A 19,363-nucleotide genomic window follows, 5' to 3' on the forward strand; every position below is an offset into this window, starting at 1 on the left:
TCAATAAAAAATATATTATTGATGCTAGTTGGTTGCTCATCTACGTTGTTAATTATTAATATAAATGCTATTTTTCTCACTGTCTAACACATTTTTTATAGGCAATTAACACTTAAAAGATTCAAATGGAACTGCGACATTTACGCTATTTTGTTGCTGTGGCAGAAGATCTGCACTTTGGTCGAGCTGCAGAACGCCTGCACATGACTCAGCAACCTCTAAGCCAGCAAATCCGCCAATTGGAGGATGAATTAGGCGTACTCTTGTTTCACCGTACTAAGCGCCGAGTTCAGTTAACGGAACCAGGAAAAGCTTTTTTGGTGGAAGCACGCCAGATTCTGTTAAAAGCTGCTCAGGCTGTGGAGATAGCAAGGCAAGTGGCTCAGGGAGAGAGTGGACGGCTGAAGGTAGGATTCTCTGGTTTTGCTACCTATAGCGTTTTACCTAAAGCTTTGAGGATTTTTCGAGAACGCTTTCCACGCGTGGAACTGGAATTAGAGGAAATGACAACGACTGCTCAAGTACAGGCGCTGCAAGAGCAGCAAATCCACCTCGGTTTAATGATTCCGCCTATACCTGACGCCACCTTAACCCTTGAACCAATCCTACGAGAGCCACTTGTCGTGATATTGCCAGAAACTCATCCGCTCGCAGCTCAGCCAGAGTTAGCGTTACCTACGTTGGCTAACGAGTCTTTCATTCTGGTATCACGTCACTTAGAACCTGGCTACTACGACCAGTGCATTAGTTTGTTTCAACAGGCAGGTTTCACCCCTAAAGTAGTGCAAAAAGCCAGCCAAAAGCAGACAATTCTTGGTCTTGTCTCTGCTGGTTTGGGTGTTTCTCTCGCTCCTGCATCGATTCGTAATATTCACAGGACAGGGGTTGTCTACATTACTCTCAATACATTAAACGCAGAGGTGGAGCTAGTCGCAGTCTGGCGACAAGATGAGCTATTACCAGTTTTGCGGACGTTCCTTGAGGTTATGAAAGAGGTTGTGGGTTAAAATTTCTCTGAAGATGCTGCTCAAGACACAATATAACAAGAGCCTTAATCCACTTTGTTGATTTATGAGTAACCTACAAACAAAATTACCAACTGACACATGGGTAGCAGCCACTTGGAATGAATATACTCAGATAATCGAAAATCCAGCATATGAAAAAGCTAAGAGCTATTACTACAACCGCAAAATGAGGATTGAAATGCCACCAGTAGGTTCGGATCATTCAAGAGACCATACAGTTGTTATCTTTGCTGTTAACCTGTTTGCCACTATAAAAGCGATTAATCTCAATGGCAGGGATAATTGTACCTATCGGAAAACTGGCTTTGATGATGCTCAACCAGATGTATCATATTATATTGGCAAGAATGCTGATGTCATTCCTTGGGGTATTTCCATTATTCACCTTGATATCTATCCTGCCCCTGATTTGGTTATTGAAATTGCAAATACTTCTCTTGCAGATGATAAAGGTGATAAACGTCTATTATATGAGGAATTAGGAGTAGGTGAATATTGGATTATAGATGTACAAAATGTTCAAGTTATTGCTTTTGCTGTAGAAAATGGTGGTAGTCGGAAAATTACTCAGTCTCAAGTTCTACCTGAGTTAGCAATATCTCTTCTGGAAGAAGCTTTCCGCCGTACTCGTGAAATGAATCAAACGCAAGTTGGTGCTTGGTTATTATCCCAATTTCAGCAATAATTTAGCAGAATTCTAACTCTAACTTTTACAATCGATAATCTCAAATCCAATATAATCATCTGTTTTTAGCCCCTGGTTTGTTGAACCAGGAGTATTGCTAAAAGACTAAACTCCATGTTTACAACCGCTGAAGCAGGTTTAAACCGTGAGTATCGGTACCGCAGGTGTTCAAAAGACCGTATTCACTAGCCAATTGTTGCACCTGCATCGATTCTACGGCACTAGGTTTCCAAGGGTTGGGGTTGTTGTAGGCATAAAAAGTTTCAACGCCATTGATACCCACTTGTGCAGCAGCAGGAATCAAGTCAAAATGCGATCGCCTATAACGAGCTGGGTGAGCTAGTACTGCCAGTCCCCCTGCTTTCTGAATGGCAGCAATTACGTTAGCTGCTTGATATTCTTCACCTGTAGTAATTTTTCTTTGGATGTATGGTTTCATACTGGGGTGTTCTGCCTCGAAAGAATAACCCAAAATATGAACTTCAATATTTAAAAGATTGGCATTAATTTCTACGCCACTCCAGAGCTGAGGAGCGTTTGCGCCTGGGTTGTTCCACTTCCAGTTTTCCAACCAGTCTAAAGCTGCTAGGTAGCCACTTATACTATGATGGTCAGTAATTGCAAGCCCTTTTAGACCAATGGTGACAGCTTGCTCCATCAATGCATTCGGCTGCAACCTGCCATCTGAATAGACGGTGTGCATATGAAAGTTGAAAGACGTCGGGCAACTTTTTGCATGAATGCTTTGGAATACTTGCTTTAATTGTTCGGTAGAGGTAGATACCTCAACAATATCGACTGTCATAACCCCCTCTTTTCTGTATTAGGTAATTTTTTACACTGAAATATGCGACACTAAGAGCCCAGAACATACCAGCACCGCAAATGAGTGTTGGTAGCTATTTCCTGGGCATCATTGGCAAAATTTTTCAATATGTTAAGACTACGTTAGCAAATTCAAAGGCTAACGATCATGCGTATTTTCGATTAGTTTTATAAGCAAAAGTAAGAAATGTTGCAACTAATGCCCGTTAAACCCACATTTTGCTACCGGGGCAAATATTTAGTAAATATTTAAAATAGGGCAAATAAGCACTTTAAAACACAAGAAAGAATCAATTTTATAGTGTATAAATATTATCACTTATATTGGCAATCCAATTAATTCACCGGAGCCAGTGATTACCTCACCAATTGTAAAGGCTGTTATATTTTGTGAATCAAAGTAGGTGATTGCTTGCTGTACCTGAAGCGGAGGTACTAGCAGCACAAATCCTACCCCCATATTGAAAGTGTTATACATAGCTTGTGGGGTCACTGAGCCAACTTCCGCCAACCACTGAAATAGTGGTGGGATAGACCAATCGCGCGAAATCTTAATCGCTTGACCTTTACCCAAACAACGAGGTAAATTTTCTGGCAATCCTCCACCCGTGATATGAGCCATACCATGAATTTCCAATCCCGCTTGACGCGCAGCAAGTACGGGTTTGACGTAAATACGCGTGGGTGTGAGGAAAACTTCACCTAATGTTTGTGAACCAAATATTTCTAGGCGATCGCTCCACGAAAATTCTTTTTCGCTGACAATTTTCCTAACCAAACTAAAGCCATTGCTGTGTACGCCAGTGCTAGCGAGTGCGATCGCCACATCTCCCACTTGTAAGAGCGAACCATCCAGCATCTGGCTTTTTTCCACAATTCCTACACAAAATCCAGCCAAGTCATACTCACCAACCTGGTAAAAACCCGGCATTTCTGCGGTTTCTCCTCCTAGTAAAGCACAACCTGCCTGCTGACACCCAGACGCTATACCTGCAACTACTTGAGTGAGCTGCTCTTGGTTTAGTTTACCTGTCGCTAGATAATCCAAAAAAAACAGCGGTTCTGCGCCAGATGTCAACACATCGTTGACGCACATTGCTACCAAATCAATGCCTACGGTGTCATGACGATTGAGAGCATGAGCGATTTTCAGCTTTGTCCCCACACCATCAGTCCCAGAAACCAAAACAGGTTCCTTGTAACCACTTGGTAGTTGAAAGCCACCACTAAAGCCACCCAATCCACCAATGACTTCCGGTCTAAAGGTGCTGTGAACCAAATTACGAATTTTATTTACAAACTCTCGACCAGCCTCAACATCAACTCCAGCATCTTTATAATCCATTTGTCAAAACACCGCCATCAATTCAAGTTAGAAGTCAGGATTTAGGAGTTAATAACTCATAACTCCTAAGTCCTCACTTTAAAATACCTCATCTTCCATACCGCGCCACCATTCCCCCAAATTCATTAAGTCTTGGTGAATATCTTCTAACTGTTGAGCATACTCATTTTCTGAAAGTGTCGCTTGACGTTCTTGAAGTTTTTTCAGTCGCAGTTGCACCAATAACCAAGGTTTGGCAATACTGCCAGTTGCTTCTATATATTGCGCTAAGTTTGTGCTATCCATATGCCTTTTTCATTTGTAGATTTTCGATGGGCTTTGCCTAAAAGTCATTCCACCCAGATTAAGCCACCCAGTATAATCATCACAAGATGAGTATCTGGTTGTTTGATGTCGCTGATTAAGATAAAAAGGTCATCAAAGCATTGCGGTTATCGTCTCCATTGTCTCCTTCGATGGGACTACAGGTACGATATCGAATTCGCCTAGGTCTTGCCACTGTAACACCCACTGCTGCAACAAGCGCAGGTCGTCGCATTCCATCAGTTGGAAACAACGGTCGCGCGTTGGCTTCAACCCAGCTGCCAACGTAATTCAAACCCTCGGGCATCATCCGCCCTTGCTCCCGGAACCGCCGATAGACCGCCACGGCATCACGGTTCTTGAAGTGCTCGATGACCATGAACAGCATTCCGCCTCCTTAGTCATTGGTTGTTTTGAAAAAACAGCCAGGAACTGAGGTTCCTGGCTCATAGCTTGAGTTAGTTAGAACCGACTAAAATTTTGGTTTTCGAGTCTGTTCCAACAGAATTAAGCTATATAAAAATTTATTTGCAGGGGAGTTTTGCCAGCTTATTTGGCTGCTTTGGCATACTGTTCAGCAACAAAGTCCCAGTTAATCAGACTGTCTACGAAAGTTTGCAGGTAGTCTGGACGACGATTTTGGTAATCCAGATAGTACGCATGTTCCCACACATCAGCGGTTAACAAAGGAGTTTGACCGCTCGTGATCGGGTTAGCAGCATTGGGTGTTTTCACAACCTTCAGTTGACCGTTCTCTACCACCAGCCAAGCGTAACCACTGCCAAACTGGGTTGCTCCAGCTTCTTTGAATTGTTTTTTGAATTCATCTAAGCTACCGAAGGAGGCATTGATTTTTTCAGCTAATTCCCCAGAGGGACTGCCACCGTCTTTCTTCAAAACATGCCAGTAGAAGGTGTGGTTCCATACTTGAGCCGCATTGTTGAAGATACCAGCTTTAGACGAGTCATTAGCGGTCGCCAAGATGACTTCTTCCAATGACTTGTCAGCAAGTTCTGTGCCCTCGACAAGCTTGTTAAGGTTGGTAACGTAACCAGCGTGGTGCTTGTCGTGATGGAACTGTAGGGTCTGAGCCGAGATGAATGGCTCTAGAGCGTTGTAGTCGTATGGTAATGGGGGAAGTTCAAATGCCATTGTGTAAATCCTCTCTTTACCGTTATCCAGTTTAGAGCTTATGTGGTAGCTCTGGAAATGACAGATTTGTGCTTGGCAGTTCTTGCTGCTTGGCACTGCAATATAAAACTTAACAATCTGATTGTACTAGGAAATGTCGCTTTCATAGCCTCGTCAACAAGTGGGATATGTTCATGAGTACACACTGTTGAGTGCTGAGTAAAAACTACAAGCGGAAATTTTTAACATTCATTCCTCAGCATTTAGCACTGATGAATTAACTCTGACTACTGATAGAGGTATTTCTTATAGCAATTGCCTATAATTTAATGCTCAAAATCAGTCCCCTTTAACCTAACTTGACAAGAGGGGCAATAGGAAATTATTCATAATAAACATAAAGTAAAGTAGTTTTACTTATAACCAGTTTTTCATTTTATCAAGACTTTATAAAGGTTTTACTTTTTTAGGTAAAATTTCTATGAAATACTTTAAAAACTATTGCTATTTATGTTGGCTTCAATGTTAATGTGTATCTAAATAGTGAAAACATTAGGCTGCTAGCAAAAGTGGATATCTTTGACTACATTTAATGATGTATATTGATAACCGCAAGTAGTTAGTTTCTATATATCGCCTCTTTCTCGCACTATTTCCTCCTATTCCTCTATTAATAGAGCAGAAGAAAGGGAAAATCTGGCTTGTGGGTACAATAGAGGAAAGCGCTTTACACTCGTTGATCTATGGTTCTAAAAATCGAATCAAGATTTTTGTGAAAAGTCTAATGTCAAAGTAGCTGCAAATGAGTGCGTATGTGCCGCAATTGGCAAAATGCACGATGGAAGCTCAGAGGTAATTTCTATGTTTAAGCTAGGCTTTATCCGCTCAATCCTTCTGGCTCACATCCAGCAACCCCTACTAAAGGGAACTCTTTTCGTGGAGTATGAGTTAGTACTTCAGAGAGTCCCCGCCGTAAGAATTCCTGGTGGTTTAACTCCCCCCTGATTTTAAATATTAGAGGTCTTGCTTCTACTCTATCCAGCCTTCCAAGAGAAAGCTTGAACAAAGCACGATTTAATACAGGATTGCGCAAGTTAGTGACGATTTTTACTTGCGAGTGCTGTCAACGCGCAGAGTGCAGCTTCAAGGAAGAGTAGCGCAACTTCACATTATTAAAGATGTGAATTTATGTATGAGCATCTGTATTTAGTTCAATACAGAAGTTCATTTTCTATAGGGCAAAAGCTGTAGAACTTTGCCTGAAGCAGAAGTTTGCCGTCCGTCTCAAAAAGGGCTCAAGTGGCTTCGGAACTCATTTGCCATTGGTAGTAACAGACGTAGTTTTACCCTAAGGCATAACATCTGCATAAGTCGTTAACACTTATATATCTATGTAGCAACCTGCTATTGCAGGAGTCATGTTTGTAGGCTGTTCTCCTACCTTGTAATGACGACTCGTCTTCAAGGTTTTGTTTAAATTGAGAGAAAGCTTTTATCTGTGCAATCAGAATATTAAGCATGATTGTTAACGACATAGCTTTGTTAGTAGTGCTATTTGAGTCAGGACAATAAGCTTGATCTGAATCAGCCATTTTCTGACATTAAGTTGCAGAAACATTTTTCATTAATATCTTGCTTTTGAGGAAATCAAATTCCTCGGAAATAGCATGAACCCATTTTCAGAAAATCGTGCTGACGATTATTGTTCTGTGTCCAAAATTTCATTTTTAACCTTTCGTTACTTCCCTATTATCAATGAATCAAAATCAAATTCGTGATCCTTCAAATACTTCAAATAATTCAAATAATATATATTATGAAAAACCCAGTAAGGGGCGACTCCGCCTGGCTTACTTAGACGGCATCCGAGGTTTGGCGGCTCTCTATGTAGTGCTAGTTCACTGCTGGGACCCCAACCTCACTCAAGCTTTACAACCTGCCTTGCTTTGGTTACCGATGACAAAGTTCCTAAGATATGGAATTTTTGCTGTTGTCATTTTTATTGTTCTTTCCGGCTACTGTTTGATGCTTCCGGTGGTTCGTTCTGATAAAAGATATTTTTCAGGAGGTTTACTAGGTTTCTTTAAGCGACGAATTCGGCGAATCGTACCACCTTACTACGCAGCTCTGTTCCTATGCATCTTGATGAGTATATTGATACTTTGGATAGAGCAAATTTCTGGTTTAGGTTGGGATAATGAAAGACTGCATATTTTGAAAGGTTTATTCTCTCCTACCTTTTCCTTTCATGATGTGGTTGTTTATCTTCTACTTATTCAAAATTTTGGCTTACATATCAACAAAATTAATGGTCCAACATGGACGATCGCAGTGGAGTGGCAAATCTATTTTGTGTTTGCCATCTTGTTAATACCGATATGGCGGCGTTTAGGGTTATTGTATACGGTAGCGATCGCCTTCTTGGGTGGAATTACACTTAACTATCTATTGGGTGAAGCCTCGCAAAATATCCACCCCTGGTTTTTGGGTCTTTTTGCTTTGGGAATGGCTGCAGCAGAAATCAGTTTTTCTCAAAAACCATCTTTGATACGGATAAAAAATTCATTACCTTGGTCTAGGCTTGCTGCTGTGTTTGCTTGTCTTGCTTTCATCACAGAGTGGCTGCGATTTGAGTTGGTAACAGGAATAGACGAATGGATTGTTCATCATTTTCTTGCCTTGGGGACAGCATGTTTTCTCATTTACTGCACCAACTTTGTGATGAACGACAAGCCACTTCCCCCAGCTGTGCGACTTTTAGAATCACCGTGGGTCGTTGGACTGGGAATATTTTCCTATAGCCTCTATATCACACATGCTCCTGTGGTATGGCTTGTACATCAACTCTTACTGAGCTTCCAGTTGTCTCCTTCAATCATGGCTGTTAAATGGTTCCTCATCGCTGTTCCATTGTCAATACTGGTTGGCTACGTATTCTACCGAGTCTTTGAGCGACCTTTTATGTCCCACCTCCCGGTCAACGTGAAGTCTCGGGCTTGAAGGGGAATCTCTCACATTCCGCACCCTAAACGGCAATAAATTACTTCGATTTTTATCGCTACTTGTTTTCTCATATAGGAATCCGCGCATCATTGATGAAAAATCTTGAGTAGTGTAGGGGAGCCAGTGCTGCAGGAGGGTTTCCCGACAGAGGTATCTGGTGAGACCAGCGCTGCAGGAGGGTCTCCCGACCTAGGCGACTGGCGAACCCGAAGGGCGTTGGGCACTGCCAGTCAGATCCTGCCCACTATATTCGGGTTTTCGTGGCGCATCACAGACCTATTACAATCTGTCACCAACCCTTAGAAAAGATGACTGATTGGCGAATGATACTTACCTAACCAACTTCTAAGCTTGTCACAGCAAATACACGATTTATAGGCTTGTTAGGAATTTCTTTATTGTACATCCGAGCGACTTCAAAGACTGGCTTCATCCCGTAACGTTGAGCCAGCTTAATCGCTTCTGGATTAGCATCTGGCACATCAAGAAACACCCTCGCATCAGAACCAAAAGCAAGCAAGGCGAGTAAGAGTTGCTCGGCAATCTGTTCATCGTCAGCATTCAACGGTCCAATCCGCAAACCTGTATAACTAGGGCGGATGACTCCATAACCAACAACATGCCCATCTCTAACAACCCCTAAGGCAGTACTGTTTGGCTGCTTGATCCAAAGTCGTAGGAACTGCGATCGCTCAGCCGGAAAAAGCTGTTGATCGTAAGCAACTAACTTCTCAAAAGGCACAGTTTTGAGTTCTACAATGCCAGACGGCACAACGCCGCCGCCTACAGCCTCATAACGAATATGATGGTAGGCGATTTGAAAACCTGATTTCTGGTAGTTCTCCTGTTGGGCAATCACTCCATCTAAACTAATGTTACGCTCAGTACCAAGATATGCCATTGCTGCCCTCCACATTTTCATGCCAAAACCCCGCCCACGAAACTGCGGCTTGACAATATAAAAGCCAAGAACGGCAAAGTGCTTAGAGTAAGCAACAGCGGAAATACTTGCCACAAGTTCATTGTTCAACTCCCCCACGAAAAAACCGCATTGATCAGCTTGGTAAAAACATTCAGCATCATAAGTTCCTGGATTCCAGCCTTCAACGGCTGCCCAATCAATTACCAAATCTAATTCTGACCTCTTCATTGGTCGAACGGTAAAATTGTCCATTGTCATTGGTGTTATCGTGGTCATAACATCTTTCTACTTCCATATTATTGTCGAGCGATCGCATTTACTCACTACTCCCCTATTTATGAAGTTATCGCAGGAGTTAAACTCAACAAGATTGGAAGACTGTCCTGCTGAGTTTAATTTCATTACTTATTGCTGGCGCTGATACAAAGCGCCTTTATTTTAGAAGCTATTAGTACAGGTATTAGCATTGAGAAACAATTTAGTAGGAAAAGTAGAAAATTTTATTCTTGAATATAAAAATTAATTTTTTGTGTCATATCTAAGTATTTAATTATGTAAGGCTCTATTGTGGACTGAAGTGTTAGACGCTTAATTTATTGATTGAAGTTTTGATGGAATTTAGAGCAGATGTCAAAAGAGAAGGACGTTCCAGACGAGAAAAACCGTTCAGTGAAAAATATCTTGCTCCTGGGGGCAACCGGCTATGTTGGTGGAGCGCTGTCCCGAAGGCTTTCCCAAACACAAGATTTCAAAGTGTTGGCACTCGTGCGTCCAAGTAGTAACACTGAGGCTATCAAGCCCTTTTGTAAGGAAATAATCCGCTCTAAAGAAGCACAATTCTCCGCAGAAGACGTTGAAGCAGTAATTCGCAACCATGATGTTAAAAGGATAATTAATGTGGCGTGGAATATGCCTCCGGAATCGACCAAAGAGGCTCAATTCGAGAAAGATCGCATCGCTTTGGAAGCAGCTTTACACGGCGCAAGCGCAGTCTCAGCGGATATTCATGTAATCACAACGAGTGGGAATTTTTCTCTAACCACTGCCAACGGAGGACGAATAACAGAAACACCTCCGCCAAAAGATTTCGCCAAGCCCAAGTATTTAGCATGGGGGGAGTCATTATCGGGTGTAAATTTGATCAAGGATGCACTGACAGAGGAATACATTAGCAAAGGGGGTAACGCCTCTATCGTGTATCCTTCATCAGTATATGGTCCATCGCCAACCCGTGGTGGGTTCTGGGATTTTGGAATTCAGCAGTTTATCACGGGCAAACCACACTGGGGCTATGAGCCATTTCCCCCAGATTTTATGACGGCATGGATTCAGGTTGAAGATCTAGCAGAATGCTACATTGCTGCAGCGCGAAGAGGCGAGAAAGGAGGACACTACCTTGCAGCAGGTGAAAATCTGAGTATTAGCCAGATGGCAACTTTGTTGGCGGAGGCTGCTGGGGTAAAATTTCAGCCACCGATATTTGAAAATAAAGATAACGTGGTGTTTGACGATTCTCATACCCGAGAAGTACTCCAACTTGAATGGAAGTATAAAGTGGCTGATGAGGTTAAGGCTTGGGTGGAGCGAATTAAAGAGTTGGGTACTTATTTTTTGGGGTAGATAATGGCTCTTTTTGAATTTTTAATAAAAAAGCCTGTGTTGTCATAACAACATAGGCTTTCCTAAATTCAACTGATAAATTTAATTAAAAAACTATACTTCAGCCAATCCCCAAACGAAAATCAATTAAGTCTGCCCACTCTGGAAAATCAATCAATGGATTGCGATTACCTTGCTTATCAGAACTGGCGATCGCCATATTTCTGTGTTTTTCATGTTCAGTCACTGGATATTTCTTATGCCAATCAAGTAATATTTCTAGGTTTTCTGGTTTATACTCTTGATTAGAATTATTAATAAAACCAGGGTAACGTAGCAAAAAGTAAAGAGTTGCCCGTGCTACTTCTCCTTTACCAAAGCCTGGTTCAAACTTTTTACCTTCTGATTTCCCACAATTGTTGCGGATTGCTTCTGGAAAGTCAGGAAAATCAGCGTAGGGACTATTGCTTCGGAAGGAATTACACTGTGTTTCACATGCAAATAAATGGTGCAAATCGCCTTTCATAGGCATAGCTTTGTCAAACCATGATTGTGGAACGACATGCTCGCAGTTGAAAGGTAAATCTGCTTCAAGCACATCTACCTTTTCTATGAGTTTTGCTGTCGTGAGTGATTCTCTAAGCATGATTTCTTGCAAACGAAATGCTCGCATTTTTTCTATCTGCAAGTCCTCTCTGATGATTTGTTCTGGTGTAAACTCTAGTTGCGAGTAAATGCTTCGGAGCTTGAAGTCAGGTTGCACATCTACCCAAGGATATAAATGTTGTTTAGGGTCATATGATAATTGTCTTTTGTGGGTTGTTTTCAGCAACTGTTGCAGACGGTTATACAATTTAGACTTGTTTAACGAATTGAGTTCGGAGAGGATTTCGCTGTAGTACGTGTCACGATTTCGTTTATCTTCAGCCTCATCATAGTAAGGAATCTCTCCTTGACGAAGGCGCTGTAATTGTCTCAGTTCTGCCTGTAATTCAGAATCGCCTTCAATATCTGGTAGTTCAATATCAGGTTGTCCAGTTGCGATGCTTTGTGAATCTGGAGTTTGACTTACCGTAACTGAAGGAGGTTGAGCAGATGAAGCGATTGATGCTTGTCCAAAACTCACACTAACTTGAAGAGGAATCGTCCAGGTAACAATACCGTTATTTATGTTATTATTCATCGGTTGCTTGTCGTTAAAAGTAGGTACGGTAGGCTTTAGTGGTTGGCTTTCATCAAACAACTGAGAACGCAAATTGCGCTGAATCTGAGATAGATTTTGCTGTTTTTTAATGTCTTCAACGATTCGACTGACGCGAACTCCTTCATTAGCTACCCAAGCAATGCGGTCTTCTCCCATTGCTGGAGTCCATACACTTCCGTCAATCGTTAAGTAGTTACCTTGCTCATCCATTTTGGGAACTCCTGAATGATGGAGTCCCACAACTTCCCACTGATCATTAAAAACAGGTGAACCAGAAGAACCTGGTGCTGTGTCAGTTTGGTAATGCAGGAAATCATCAAACAAATCGACTAATTGATTTTCCCTTAGGGCGACTTGCTTCGGTTCCCCTCCTGGATGTTGAATAATGTTAAGGTATTCCCCTAATATGACTTTGCCTTGCTCTTCAATCAAAGGATTCCAGCCAAACTCACTTAACGGAAGACCATCTGGTTTTTCTTTAACAGCAACTAGGCTATAGTCAAGGTCTTTATTGGTGATAAAAAAAGTGGTGGGATCTAATTCATAAGCAGAGGACTGCAACATCTGTCCATCTGTACTGCTTTGATAATTAAATTCTGCCAAAGCTGACGTAGCTTCTTCTACCGAAGACAGCACATGATTGTTAGTGAGTAGCAGACGACGGGAAACCATGCAGCCAGTTCCGTATCCTATCACTTTCCCACTACGGCTGCGTAAAATAATGCGACAGATAGACCGCGATACCCGCAACCCGTATTCTAAGTAAGAAATACTCATTAAATCTCTTTGACCAAGGATACGCTCTTGCACAATGCGATTAAACTCCTCAGTAGATAAATTATCTATGGAGATTTTGGCACCTGACAATATTGAAGTTGCTACTGGATTACGAGCAATTCTCTCTAAACGCCTGTTGACACGTTCAGGGGTGTCTACATTGAGAACCGAACCAACTGAAAGTTTATGAAAGTTGCGATCGCGAGATGCAGAACGCGTTTTATATCGTTCTATGGTTTCTTGAATAACCCGCTGAGGAAGAACCATTGAGAAATCCTTAAGTACAAACGTTTATAAATTCGTAGCGTTATCTGTGCCGGAAACAAAAGTTGGCAATAAGCGCTCTTTGCTCTTACTACAAGCAACTCTCGAATTTTTACGGATTTATGCACTCCTGTACTTAGTTCGGTGACTTTTAACAATCTTAGGACTTACGCAAAATAAACGTTTTGTAGGGGGAATTCATGAATTCCCCTATGTGAATTTGTTGTTTCGGAAATTTTCTGGGTAATATCAGGTTCGGTTGATTAGTTATGATTCCCGTGATATCTGAACCCCACCCCTTAATCCCCTCCCCGAGCTTCGGGGAGGGGCGGTTTTGGCGCTCTTACAAACCGGGGTGGGGTTCTTCGGAATTTATAAGCAATTAAGTAAAGTTGATATAAGTCCTAAATCTCTTTCACCTTATCATTTCTTGGACTTAAATTTGATTTATAAAGTTAATCTTTTTACTTCCTTCCAACACAAGATTATCTATTTTTATCAAAGGTTAAGAGTAAGGAAACCCCAATTTAACCTTAGTTTTACCTTTTTTCCTAGTAGGTATTTTTTGGGGGCGAAACGAGTAAATACATAGGGTAATAGGGTTCAGTTAAGGATTTTTGGTGGAATTCGCGTTCTCTGTAGAGACGCGCTGAATGAAAGCGTCTCTACATTAGACAAGATTGCGGCATGTGAGTTCCATCTGTGTAGCCTACGGCACGGCTTACGCCTACATCTGTGTCCATCTGTGGTTAATTATTCTTTTTTTTTGACTTTTGCAAAAAGTCTATTGTGGTTGTGATAAGGGTTCTGGTCTTATCACCAAGCGTATTGACTTAAAAACAAAGTAACGTACCATTTTTAATGGTACGTTACTAAAATTTAATCTTTACTTTATAAATGACTTCTAATTCTACCGAACAAAAGTCCACTCTAAGGTTTTTATCGGTGCCGTCTGAAGCGCTTGTGTCAGTTCTTCGTTACTGTCAAACTTCAATTCCTCTAGGTAGGTGGCTTCGACATTGACAGTAAACTTTTCTTCAAGAAAGGGCCAAGGTTTTACTGTTACCCCATCAGTATGCTCTATCACATCGTAGCGGTTGCCGTCTGGCAGAGTCGCAATTTCTAAAGCACGTTCACCCGCAGGTAAGACGTGGTTGCAGAGGATGAGTGAAAGGCGATCGCACCATTGAAAAAACTCGTAAGCTTGCGCTGCTTCGTCTTTCGTAACATTCAATTCCTTGCGCCATTGCTCTTGATGCTGGAGTTGTTCGTCTAAAAAGCTATCCAATTCTGGTGATTCTCCGCGCTTACCTTCATTAAGAAAGCTCATGTGCATGGAAATCAGCATAGCTACCCATCGTCCGCGATATCGGGCATTTTGTGCAAGTTGCCGCAACTTGTTTAAATCAGTTTTCTTGTCTAGGGTAAAATCTAGCGGTGCGCCAGCCTCTGTGAGGTGATTGCCTTCCCATTCCTTTTCCAAATCGTCGTGATGGGAAATTGCCGCAATTGTCTCCAGCCAACGCAGGGGGCGTTTTTCTGGATGCCAATGTCCCGCTATTTGAGCAGCTAGTAAAGCGTGGGCGCGATGGTAAATAACTTCCCATCCTTTCTCATGTAAATTAGCAATCATGAATTAGGCTTAATGGCTTGTGTAATATCAATTTGCTCTTTCATCTTGCACTTATATTAGGTGGCAATTCATCCCTCAACAGCACGAAAAAAAGCATCCTATGAATAGATTGACAGCCAAAGATTGGGTTCTGATCTCACAGCGACTGACTCCTTACTTGTTTTTGCTGCCGGCAATGGTTATCTTGGCATTAACTGTCTTTTGGCCCGCACTGCAAGCGTTTTACCTCAGCTTTACCCGCTATGAATATGACTTGACTCAGATGCCCCAATGGGTGGGTTTTGCCAACTTCCAGCGCTTGTGGAAAGATCCAGTTTTTTGGCAAACCTTGGTTAACACCTTGCTGTACCTTCTGGGTGTCGTACCAATTTTGGTCATTGCTCCGTTAGCACTCGCAATTTTAGTCAATCAGAAACTGCGCTTAATGCACTGGTTTCGAGCAGCATACTACACGCCAGTAGTCATTTCAATGGTCGTTGCAGGAATTGCCTGGAAATGGCTGTACGCAGAAAATGGCTTACTCAATCAGTTGCTCAAAGGCATTTTCCCAGAAGGAATCCCCTGGCTCACTAGTCCCCGCTTTGCATTGTACAGCGTGATGGCTGTGACCATATGGAAAGGATTAGGCTACTACATGGTAATTTATCTAGCTGGGCTGCAATCCATCCCCACTGATATCTACGAAGCCGCAGCAATTGATGGATCAGACGGTGTGCGTAAGCATTGGGATATCACTGTACCCTTGATGAAACCATATATAGCTCTCGTTGGCGTAATTTCCGCTATTTCTGCCACCAAGGTGTTTGAAGAAGTTTACATCATGACACAGGGCGGACCACGCAATAGCTCGAAAACAATTGTTTACTATTTATATGAACAAGCATTTACCAATTTGGAAATTAGCTATGCTTGCGCAATTGGGTTAGTGCTATTCCTGATCATTTTAGGGCTATCTGTTGTGCGATTAATGATTAATCAACAAGACGGCGATAATATCACAGCATAATAAGCTGAAAATCCTGTAATTTGCATACCATATTTAAATCAAATTTTTGTAGGGTGGGCATCCTGCCATGCGTGTCAAGAATTACGTTTAAACCTTTATTCCACGTTGGCTTTACCCCACCCCGGTTTGTAAGAGCGCCAAAACCTCCCCTCCCCAAGGCATCGGGGAGGGGATTAAGGGGTGGGGTAAATCAATGTGCGGTAAAACTTTAAGCGTTAAATTGACACCAATGGCATCCGGTTCCCCCAAATTGTGCTTTCTTAAAGGCACAACAGCTTAGAGCTTAGCGGGAACTGCATAAGTTAGGTTTGTCTGCAACTAATAATTAACAGCTTACAGAAGTATGAAACCACACCTCGCCCCCTTAACACAGGAAAGGGGGTTTTTATTTTGCTCAGGTGATGGGCGATCGCCCCAAGTGCAGTGTCAGGAGGGCGATCGCCCTCCTGACACTGCGCTGAGTCCCAAAGGGACACGCTACGCGTTAGCGCAGCTCCTCCCTTAGGAGGCACGTGCAATCGCTTTTTCAACCTCAAAAATCGCCCAATTTTCACCTTATATTGAAAAAATTTGTAAAAGTTTTCTAGATTAGTACACGCACCTGCGCAGGCGCGATCGCGTGCGTATGAGTGCGGATGAGCGTGTATACAGCTTAAAACTTGATTTCTACGGTTGTAGATAATCATGCTTAACTGAAGTTATTGCAATCAAGGTGCTGGAGGGTGCAATGTTTAGGATGAGTACTTGTGGGGCTTGGTTTATCCCAATTGCAACAGTTTTCTGGTGCAATTGCGCTTCTGCTCAAATTACCCCAGACGCCACTCTACCCAATAATTCCATCATTAACATTAATGGCAAGACCTTCAATATCACAGGTGGAACAACTGCTGGCACTAATCTGTTCCACAGCTTCCAACAGTTTTCTGTTCCCACTGGTGGCGAAGCTTTCTTTAACAATACGCTTGGCATTCAAAACATCATTAGTCGAGTCACAGGTGGGTCAATATCTAATATTGATGGGTTGATTCGCACCCTAGGGAAGGCTAACCTGTTTTTGATTAACCCAAATGGAATTGTATTTGGACCAAATGCCAGATTAAATATTGGCGGCTCTTTCTTTGCAAGTACTGCTAACAGTATAAATTTTGCCGATGGAACTAAATTCAGTGCCACTCCATCACAAGACTTACCCCTGTTGACAATAACTGCACCGATTGGACTAAATATGGGCAGCAATCCAGGACCGATTCTGGTAAAAGGACCAGGGCACGACATTAATTATGAAAATATTGTCAAGACAGGACCCCGTCCCCCAATTAACACTAGCGTTACAGGATTGCAAGTGAAGGAGGGGCAAACCTTGGCACTGGTGGGAGCTAATGTGTCGCTTGAGGGAGGCGTTCTCAAGTCACCATCCGGACGTATTGAAATCGGCAGTGTAAGCAGCAATGGAGTTGTGAGCCTCGTGCCGGTACCAGAAGGTTGGAAGTTGGGTTATGAAGGTATTACCAGTTTTGGAGATATTCAGTTTTCACAGAAAACGTTCGTAAATGCCACAGGAGTTGGCGGCGGTTCGATTGCAGTTGCTGGTAATAACATCAATTTCACCGAACAGTCAATTCTGCTAGCTGATACCCTAGGTGATAGAAATGGGGGAGAAATCAGCATTGTCGGCGAGAATATAGGTATCAATCAGTCCAACATCAGCTCTAACACCTTCAGTTCCGGGAATGCCGGACAAATTAAGCTGGATGCCAACAACATCACGTTTGATAATAACAGTAGCGCGAGCATTCAGACATTGGGCAAGGGTGACGCTGGAAACATCAACATTTTGGCAAATTCTTTTCAACTTCTTGAAAAATCGGCGCTCAATAGCAATACGGAGGAAAATAGTACAGGTAACGCCGGAGACATCAACATTAATGTTGCAGGTTCTATGGTGAGCAAATCTGCAGGTATAACTACCGACACCTCTGGCACAGGTAATGCTGGAAAAATTAACATCTACGCAAATTCTTTTCAGATGGAAAATTTGGGTGTCTTTAGCCGTGTGGTAAACACAGGTAAACCCGGAGAAATCAACGTTAATGTCGCCGACTCTTTTGTGATAAAGTCTTCAAATATAAATACCGACACCTATGGCACAGGTGACGCTGGCAAAATCAACATTACTGCAAATTCTTTTAAACTTGAAGAGTCGGGGATCAAGAGTAGTACGACGCAAAATAGCACAGGTAACGCCGGGGAAATCAACATTCAGGTCGCAGGCTCTTTGGAAATACCGAAAGATGTAGGTATAATTACGACTACCTCTGGCACAGGTGACGCTGGAAAAATTAACATCTACGCAAATTCTTTTCAGCTTGAAAATTCGGGGCTCAAGAGCAGTACAGAGGGAAATAGCACAGGTAACGCCGGGGAAATCAACATTCAGGTCGCAAACTCTTTTGTGATAAACTCAGCAGGTATAAGTACCAACACCTCTGGCACAGGTGACGCTGGCAAAATCAACATTCAGGTCGCAGGTCCGATGGTGATAAACAGAGCAGGTATAAGTACCAACACCTCTGGCACAGGTGACGCTGGACAAATTACTGTTACTGCTGAATCTTTGAAAATCAATCCGGGTGAAATTGTTGCAACAAGTAATGGCAGTGGCAATGCAGGAAACTTGAGTGTGCGAACAAAAACCCTAGTTATTGACAATGTTATTGGCAATCAAGCGGGATTACGAGTTGAAAGTACAGGTGATGGCAATGCTGGTACTTTGGAGATTGTAGCAGATACCATTCAACTTGATAATCAGAGTCGGATTGATGCAACCACTACCTCTGGCAATGGTGGCGATCTCAGATTAGATGTTGCTAACTTACTGCTTGTACGCCGTGGTAGTCAAATCTCTGCCACTGCGGGTACTGACCAGAAAGGTGGTAATGGCGGCAACATTACTATCAATGCTCCTGAGGGCTTTATCGTTGCCGTTCCCAATGAAAACAGCGACATTACTGCTAATGCTTTCAATGGCACTGGTGGTAAAATCAATATCAACTCCTTAGGCATTTTTAACTTCACTCAGCGTAGTCGAGAAGACTTGGTGCGCGAGTTGAAAACTGATAACCCAAGTGAACTCAACACGCAAAAGTTATCAACCAACGACATCACAGCATTTTCTCTAACCAATCCAACTTTAAGCGGTCAGGTCAGTATAAATACACCGGATGTTGACCCAAGTAAAGGATTACTCGAGCTACCCATAGTGTTAACAGATACATTAGGTCTCATAGCAGACACTGGTTGTGCTGGCGTTGCTAGCACAGATTCTGACACACAAAAAAGCAATTTTACTATCACCGGACGTGGCGGTTTACCTCCCAGCCCCTACGAACCCCTCAGTACTGATGTCGTTTGGTCAGATAATCGTATACAAAATATCGCATCCCAACAGCGCTCGGAGAAACCATCTACCAAACCACCGACTGCATATGATGCGGTGAAGATTGTACCTGCAACGGGGTGGGTGTTCGACGGCAAGGGGCACGTTACCCTCATCTCCCATGCTTCTAATGCAAACTTGGGTTCTACTCCTGCTTGTCAAAAGAAATAATTTGGAGGGGAAACCAGGGCGATCGCCCTCC

At 42.5% G+C, this 19,363-nt stretch carries 16 protein-coding genes; 8 read left to right on the forward strand and 8 right to left on the reverse strand.

Annotation, left to right across the window (positions count from 1 at the left end):
- Positions 1-125 precede the first annotated feature (125 nt).
- Both AACT52_RS04695 and AACT52_RS04700 read left to right on the forward strand, forming a co-directional pair.
- The gene (locus AACT52_RS04695; RefSeq protein ID WP_073629492.1) at positions 126-1,007 is read left to right on the forward strand and encodes a LysR family transcriptional regulator; all 882 of its coding nucleotides are present in this window, start codon (positions 126-128) and stop codon (positions 1,005-1,007) included.
- Positions 1,008-1,071: 64 nt separating this feature from the next.
- Positions 1,072-1,713 (forward strand): Uma2 family endonuclease, encoded by a 642-nt coding sequence (locus tag AACT52_RS04700; protein ID WP_073629494.1) that lies wholly within the window; start codon positions 1,072-1,074, stop codon positions 1,711-1,713.
- A gap of 118 nt (positions 1,714-1,831) precedes the next feature.
- Here AACT52_RS04700 and AACT52_RS04705 read toward each other — a convergent pair whose 3' ends face one another.
- From AACT52_RS04705 to AACT52_RS04730, 5 genes are all read right to left on the reverse strand, one after another.
- On the reverse strand, positions 1,832-2,518 hold the full coding sequence (locus AACT52_RS04705; RefSeq protein WP_073629496.1) for a PHP domain-containing protein: 687 nt from the start codon (positions 2,516-2,518) through the stop codon (positions 1,832-1,834).
- A gap of 339 nt (positions 2,519-2,857) precedes the next feature.
- Positions 2,858-3,883, reverse strand: coding sequence for a phosphoribosylformylglycinamidine cyclo-ligase (purM, locus tag AACT52_RS04710; protein ID WP_073629498.1), 1,026 nt, complete (start codon positions 3,881-3,883; stop codon positions 2,858-2,860).
- Between the two features lie 78 nt (positions 3,884-3,961).
- Complete coding sequence (locus AACT52_RS04715; RefSeq protein WP_073629500.1) at positions 3,962-4,168, reverse strand: hypothetical protein; 207 nt, start codon at positions 4,166-4,168, stop codon at positions 3,962-3,964.
- 115 nt (positions 4,169-4,283) lie between these two features.
- Positions 4,284-4,565 carry a DUF3303 family protein gene (locus tag AACT52_RS41200; protein ID WP_443216618.1) on the reverse strand — a complete coding sequence of 94 codons (282 nt, stop codon included), beginning with the start codon at positions 4,563-4,565 and terminating at the stop codon, positions 4,284-4,286.
- A 170-nt stretch (positions 4,566-4,735) separates the two neighbouring features.
- Entirely contained in the window at positions 4,736-5,338 is a 603-nt protein-coding gene (locus AACT52_RS04730) for a superoxide dismutase (protein WP_073629502.1), read from the reverse strand.
- An 840-nt stretch (positions 5,339-6,178) separates the two neighbouring features.
- Here AACT52_RS04730 and AACT52_RS04735 point away from each other — a divergent pair.
- Positions 6,179-6,322, forward strand: coding sequence for a hypothetical protein (locus tag AACT52_RS04735; RefSeq protein WP_198940869.1), 144 nt, complete (start codon positions 6,179-6,181; stop codon positions 6,320-6,322).
- Positions 6,323-7,072: 750 nt separating this feature from the next.
- Positions 7,073-8,317 carry an acyltransferase family protein gene (locus AACT52_RS04740; protein WP_083630184.1) on the forward strand — a complete coding sequence of 415 codons (1,245 nt, stop codon included), beginning with the start codon at positions 7,073-7,075 and terminating at the stop codon, positions 8,315-8,317.
- A 337-nt stretch (positions 8,318-8,654) separates the two neighbouring features.
- Here AACT52_RS04740 and AACT52_RS04745 read toward each other — a convergent pair whose 3' ends face one another.
- The gene (locus tag AACT52_RS04745) at positions 8,655-9,518 is read right to left on the reverse strand and encodes a GNAT family N-acetyltransferase (RefSeq protein WP_083630186.1); all 864 of its coding nucleotides are present in this window, start codon (positions 9,516-9,518) and stop codon (positions 8,655-8,657) included.
- A 351-nt stretch (positions 9,519-9,869) separates the two neighbouring features.
- Between AACT52_RS04745 and AACT52_RS04750 the strand changes: the two genes are divergently transcribed.
- Positions 9,870-10,862: an NAD-dependent epimerase/dehydratase family protein gene (locus AACT52_RS04750; protein ID WP_073629506.1), complete on the forward strand. Its 993-nt coding sequence runs from the start codon at positions 9,870-9,872 to the stop codon at positions 10,860-10,862.
- A 100-nt stretch (positions 10,863-10,962) separates the two neighbouring features.
- On the opposite strand, the gene AACT52_RS04755 is transcribed toward AACT52_RS04750, so the two are convergent.
- Both AACT52_RS04755 and AACT52_RS04760 read right to left on the reverse strand, forming a co-directional pair.
- On the reverse strand, positions 10,963-13,089 hold the full coding sequence (locus AACT52_RS04755) for an endonuclease (protein WP_073629508.1): 2,127 nt from the start codon (positions 13,087-13,089) through the stop codon (positions 10,963-10,965).
- A 907-nt stretch (positions 13,090-13,996) separates the two neighbouring features.
- On the reverse strand, positions 13,997-14,719 hold the full coding sequence (locus AACT52_RS04760) for a DUF3891 family protein (RefSeq protein ID WP_073629510.1): 723 nt from the start codon (positions 14,717-14,719) through the stop codon (positions 13,997-13,999).
- Positions 14,720-14,819: 100 nt separating this feature from the next.
- Between AACT52_RS04760 and AACT52_RS04765 the strand changes: the two genes are divergently transcribed.
- The 3 genes from AACT52_RS04765 (at position 14,820) to AACT52_RS04775 (ending at position 19,332) form a co-directional block, all read left to right on the forward strand.
- Positions 14,820-15,725 (forward strand): carbohydrate ABC transporter permease, encoded by a 906-nt coding sequence (locus tag AACT52_RS04765; protein ID WP_073629512.1) that lies wholly within the window; start codon positions 14,820-14,822, stop codon positions 15,723-15,725.
- A gap of 343 nt (positions 15,726-16,068) precedes the next feature.
- Entirely contained in the window at positions 16,069-16,230 is a 162-nt protein-coding gene (locus AACT52_RS04770; RefSeq protein WP_158054557.1) for a hypothetical protein, read from the forward strand.
- Between the two features lie 231 nt (positions 16,231-16,461).
- The gene (locus AACT52_RS04775) at positions 16,462-19,332 is read left to right on the forward strand and encodes a two-partner secretion domain-containing protein (protein ID WP_073629514.1); all 2,871 of its coding nucleotides are present in this window, start codon (positions 16,462-16,464) and stop codon (positions 19,330-19,332) included.
- The last annotated feature ends 31 nt before the right edge of the window (positions 19,333-19,363 follow it).

Origin of the sequence: Scytonema sp. HK-05, from assembly GCF_963872035.1 — a bacterium.
In the GTDB taxonomy this organism is placed as follows: Bacteria; Cyanobacteriota; Cyanobacteriia; order Cyanobacteriales; family Nostocaceae; genus Kalymmatonema.

Bases quoted from the DNA above. Each gene is read 5' to 3' on its own strand.
- AACT52_RS04740 (WP_083630184.1), top strand. From the start codon at position 7,073: ATGAATCAAAATCAAATTCGTGATCCTTCAAATACTTCAAATAATTCA.
- AACT52_RS04705 (WP_073629496.1), bottom strand. From the start codon at position 2,518: ATGACAGTCGATATTGTTGAGGTATCTACCTCTACCGAACAATTAAAG.
- purM (WP_073629498.1), bottom strand. From the start codon at position 3,883: ATGGATTATAAAGATGCTGGAGTTGATGTTGAGGCTGGTCGAGAGTTT.
- AACT52_RS41200 (WP_443216618.1), bottom strand. From the start codon at position 4,565: ATGGTCATCGAGCACTTCAAGAACCGTGATGCCGTGGCGGTCTATCGG.
- AACT52_RS04765 (WP_073629512.1), top strand. From the start codon at position 14,820: ATGAATAGATTGACAGCCAAAGATTGGGTTCTGATCTCACAGCGACTG.
- AACT52_RS04735 (WP_198940869.1), top strand. From the start codon at position 6,179: ATGTTTAAGCTAGGCTTTATCCGCTCAATCCTTCTGGCTCACATCCAG.
- AACT52_RS04715 (WP_073629500.1), bottom strand. From the start codon at position 4,168: ATGGATAGCACAAACTTAGCGCAATATATAGAAGCAACTGGCAGTATT.
- AACT52_RS04750 (WP_073629506.1), top strand. From the start codon at position 9,870: ATGTCAAAAGAGAAGGACGTTCCAGACGAGAAAAACCGTTCAGTGAAA.
- AACT52_RS04700 (WP_073629494.1), top strand. From the start codon at position 1,072: ATGAGTAACCTACAAACAAAATTACCAACTGACACATGGGTAGCAGCC.
- AACT52_RS04770 (WP_158054557.1), top strand. From the start codon at position 16,069: ATGAAACCACACCTCGCCCCCTTAACACAGGAAAGGGGGTTTTTATTT.
- AACT52_RS04755 (WP_073629508.1), bottom strand. From the start codon at position 13,089: ATGGTTCTTCCTCAGCGGGTTATTCAAGAAACCATAGAACGATATAAA.
- AACT52_RS04775 (WP_073629514.1), top strand. From the start codon at position 16,462: ATGAGTACTTGTGGGGCTTGGTTTATCCCAATTGCAACAGTTTTCTGG.
- AACT52_RS04730 (WP_073629502.1), bottom strand. From the start codon at position 5,338: ATGGCATTTGAACTTCCCCCATTACCATACGACTACAACGCTCTAGAG.
- AACT52_RS04695 (WP_073629492.1), top strand. From the start codon at position 126: ATGGAACTGCGACATTTACGCTATTTTGTTGCTGTGGCAGAAGATCTG.
- AACT52_RS04760 (WP_073629510.1), bottom strand. From the start codon at position 14,719: ATGATTGCTAATTTACATGAGAAAGGATGGGAAGTTATTTACCATCGC.
- AACT52_RS04745 (WP_083630186.1), bottom strand. From the start codon at position 9,518: ATGACCACGATAACACCAATGACAATGGACAATTTTACCGTTCGACCA.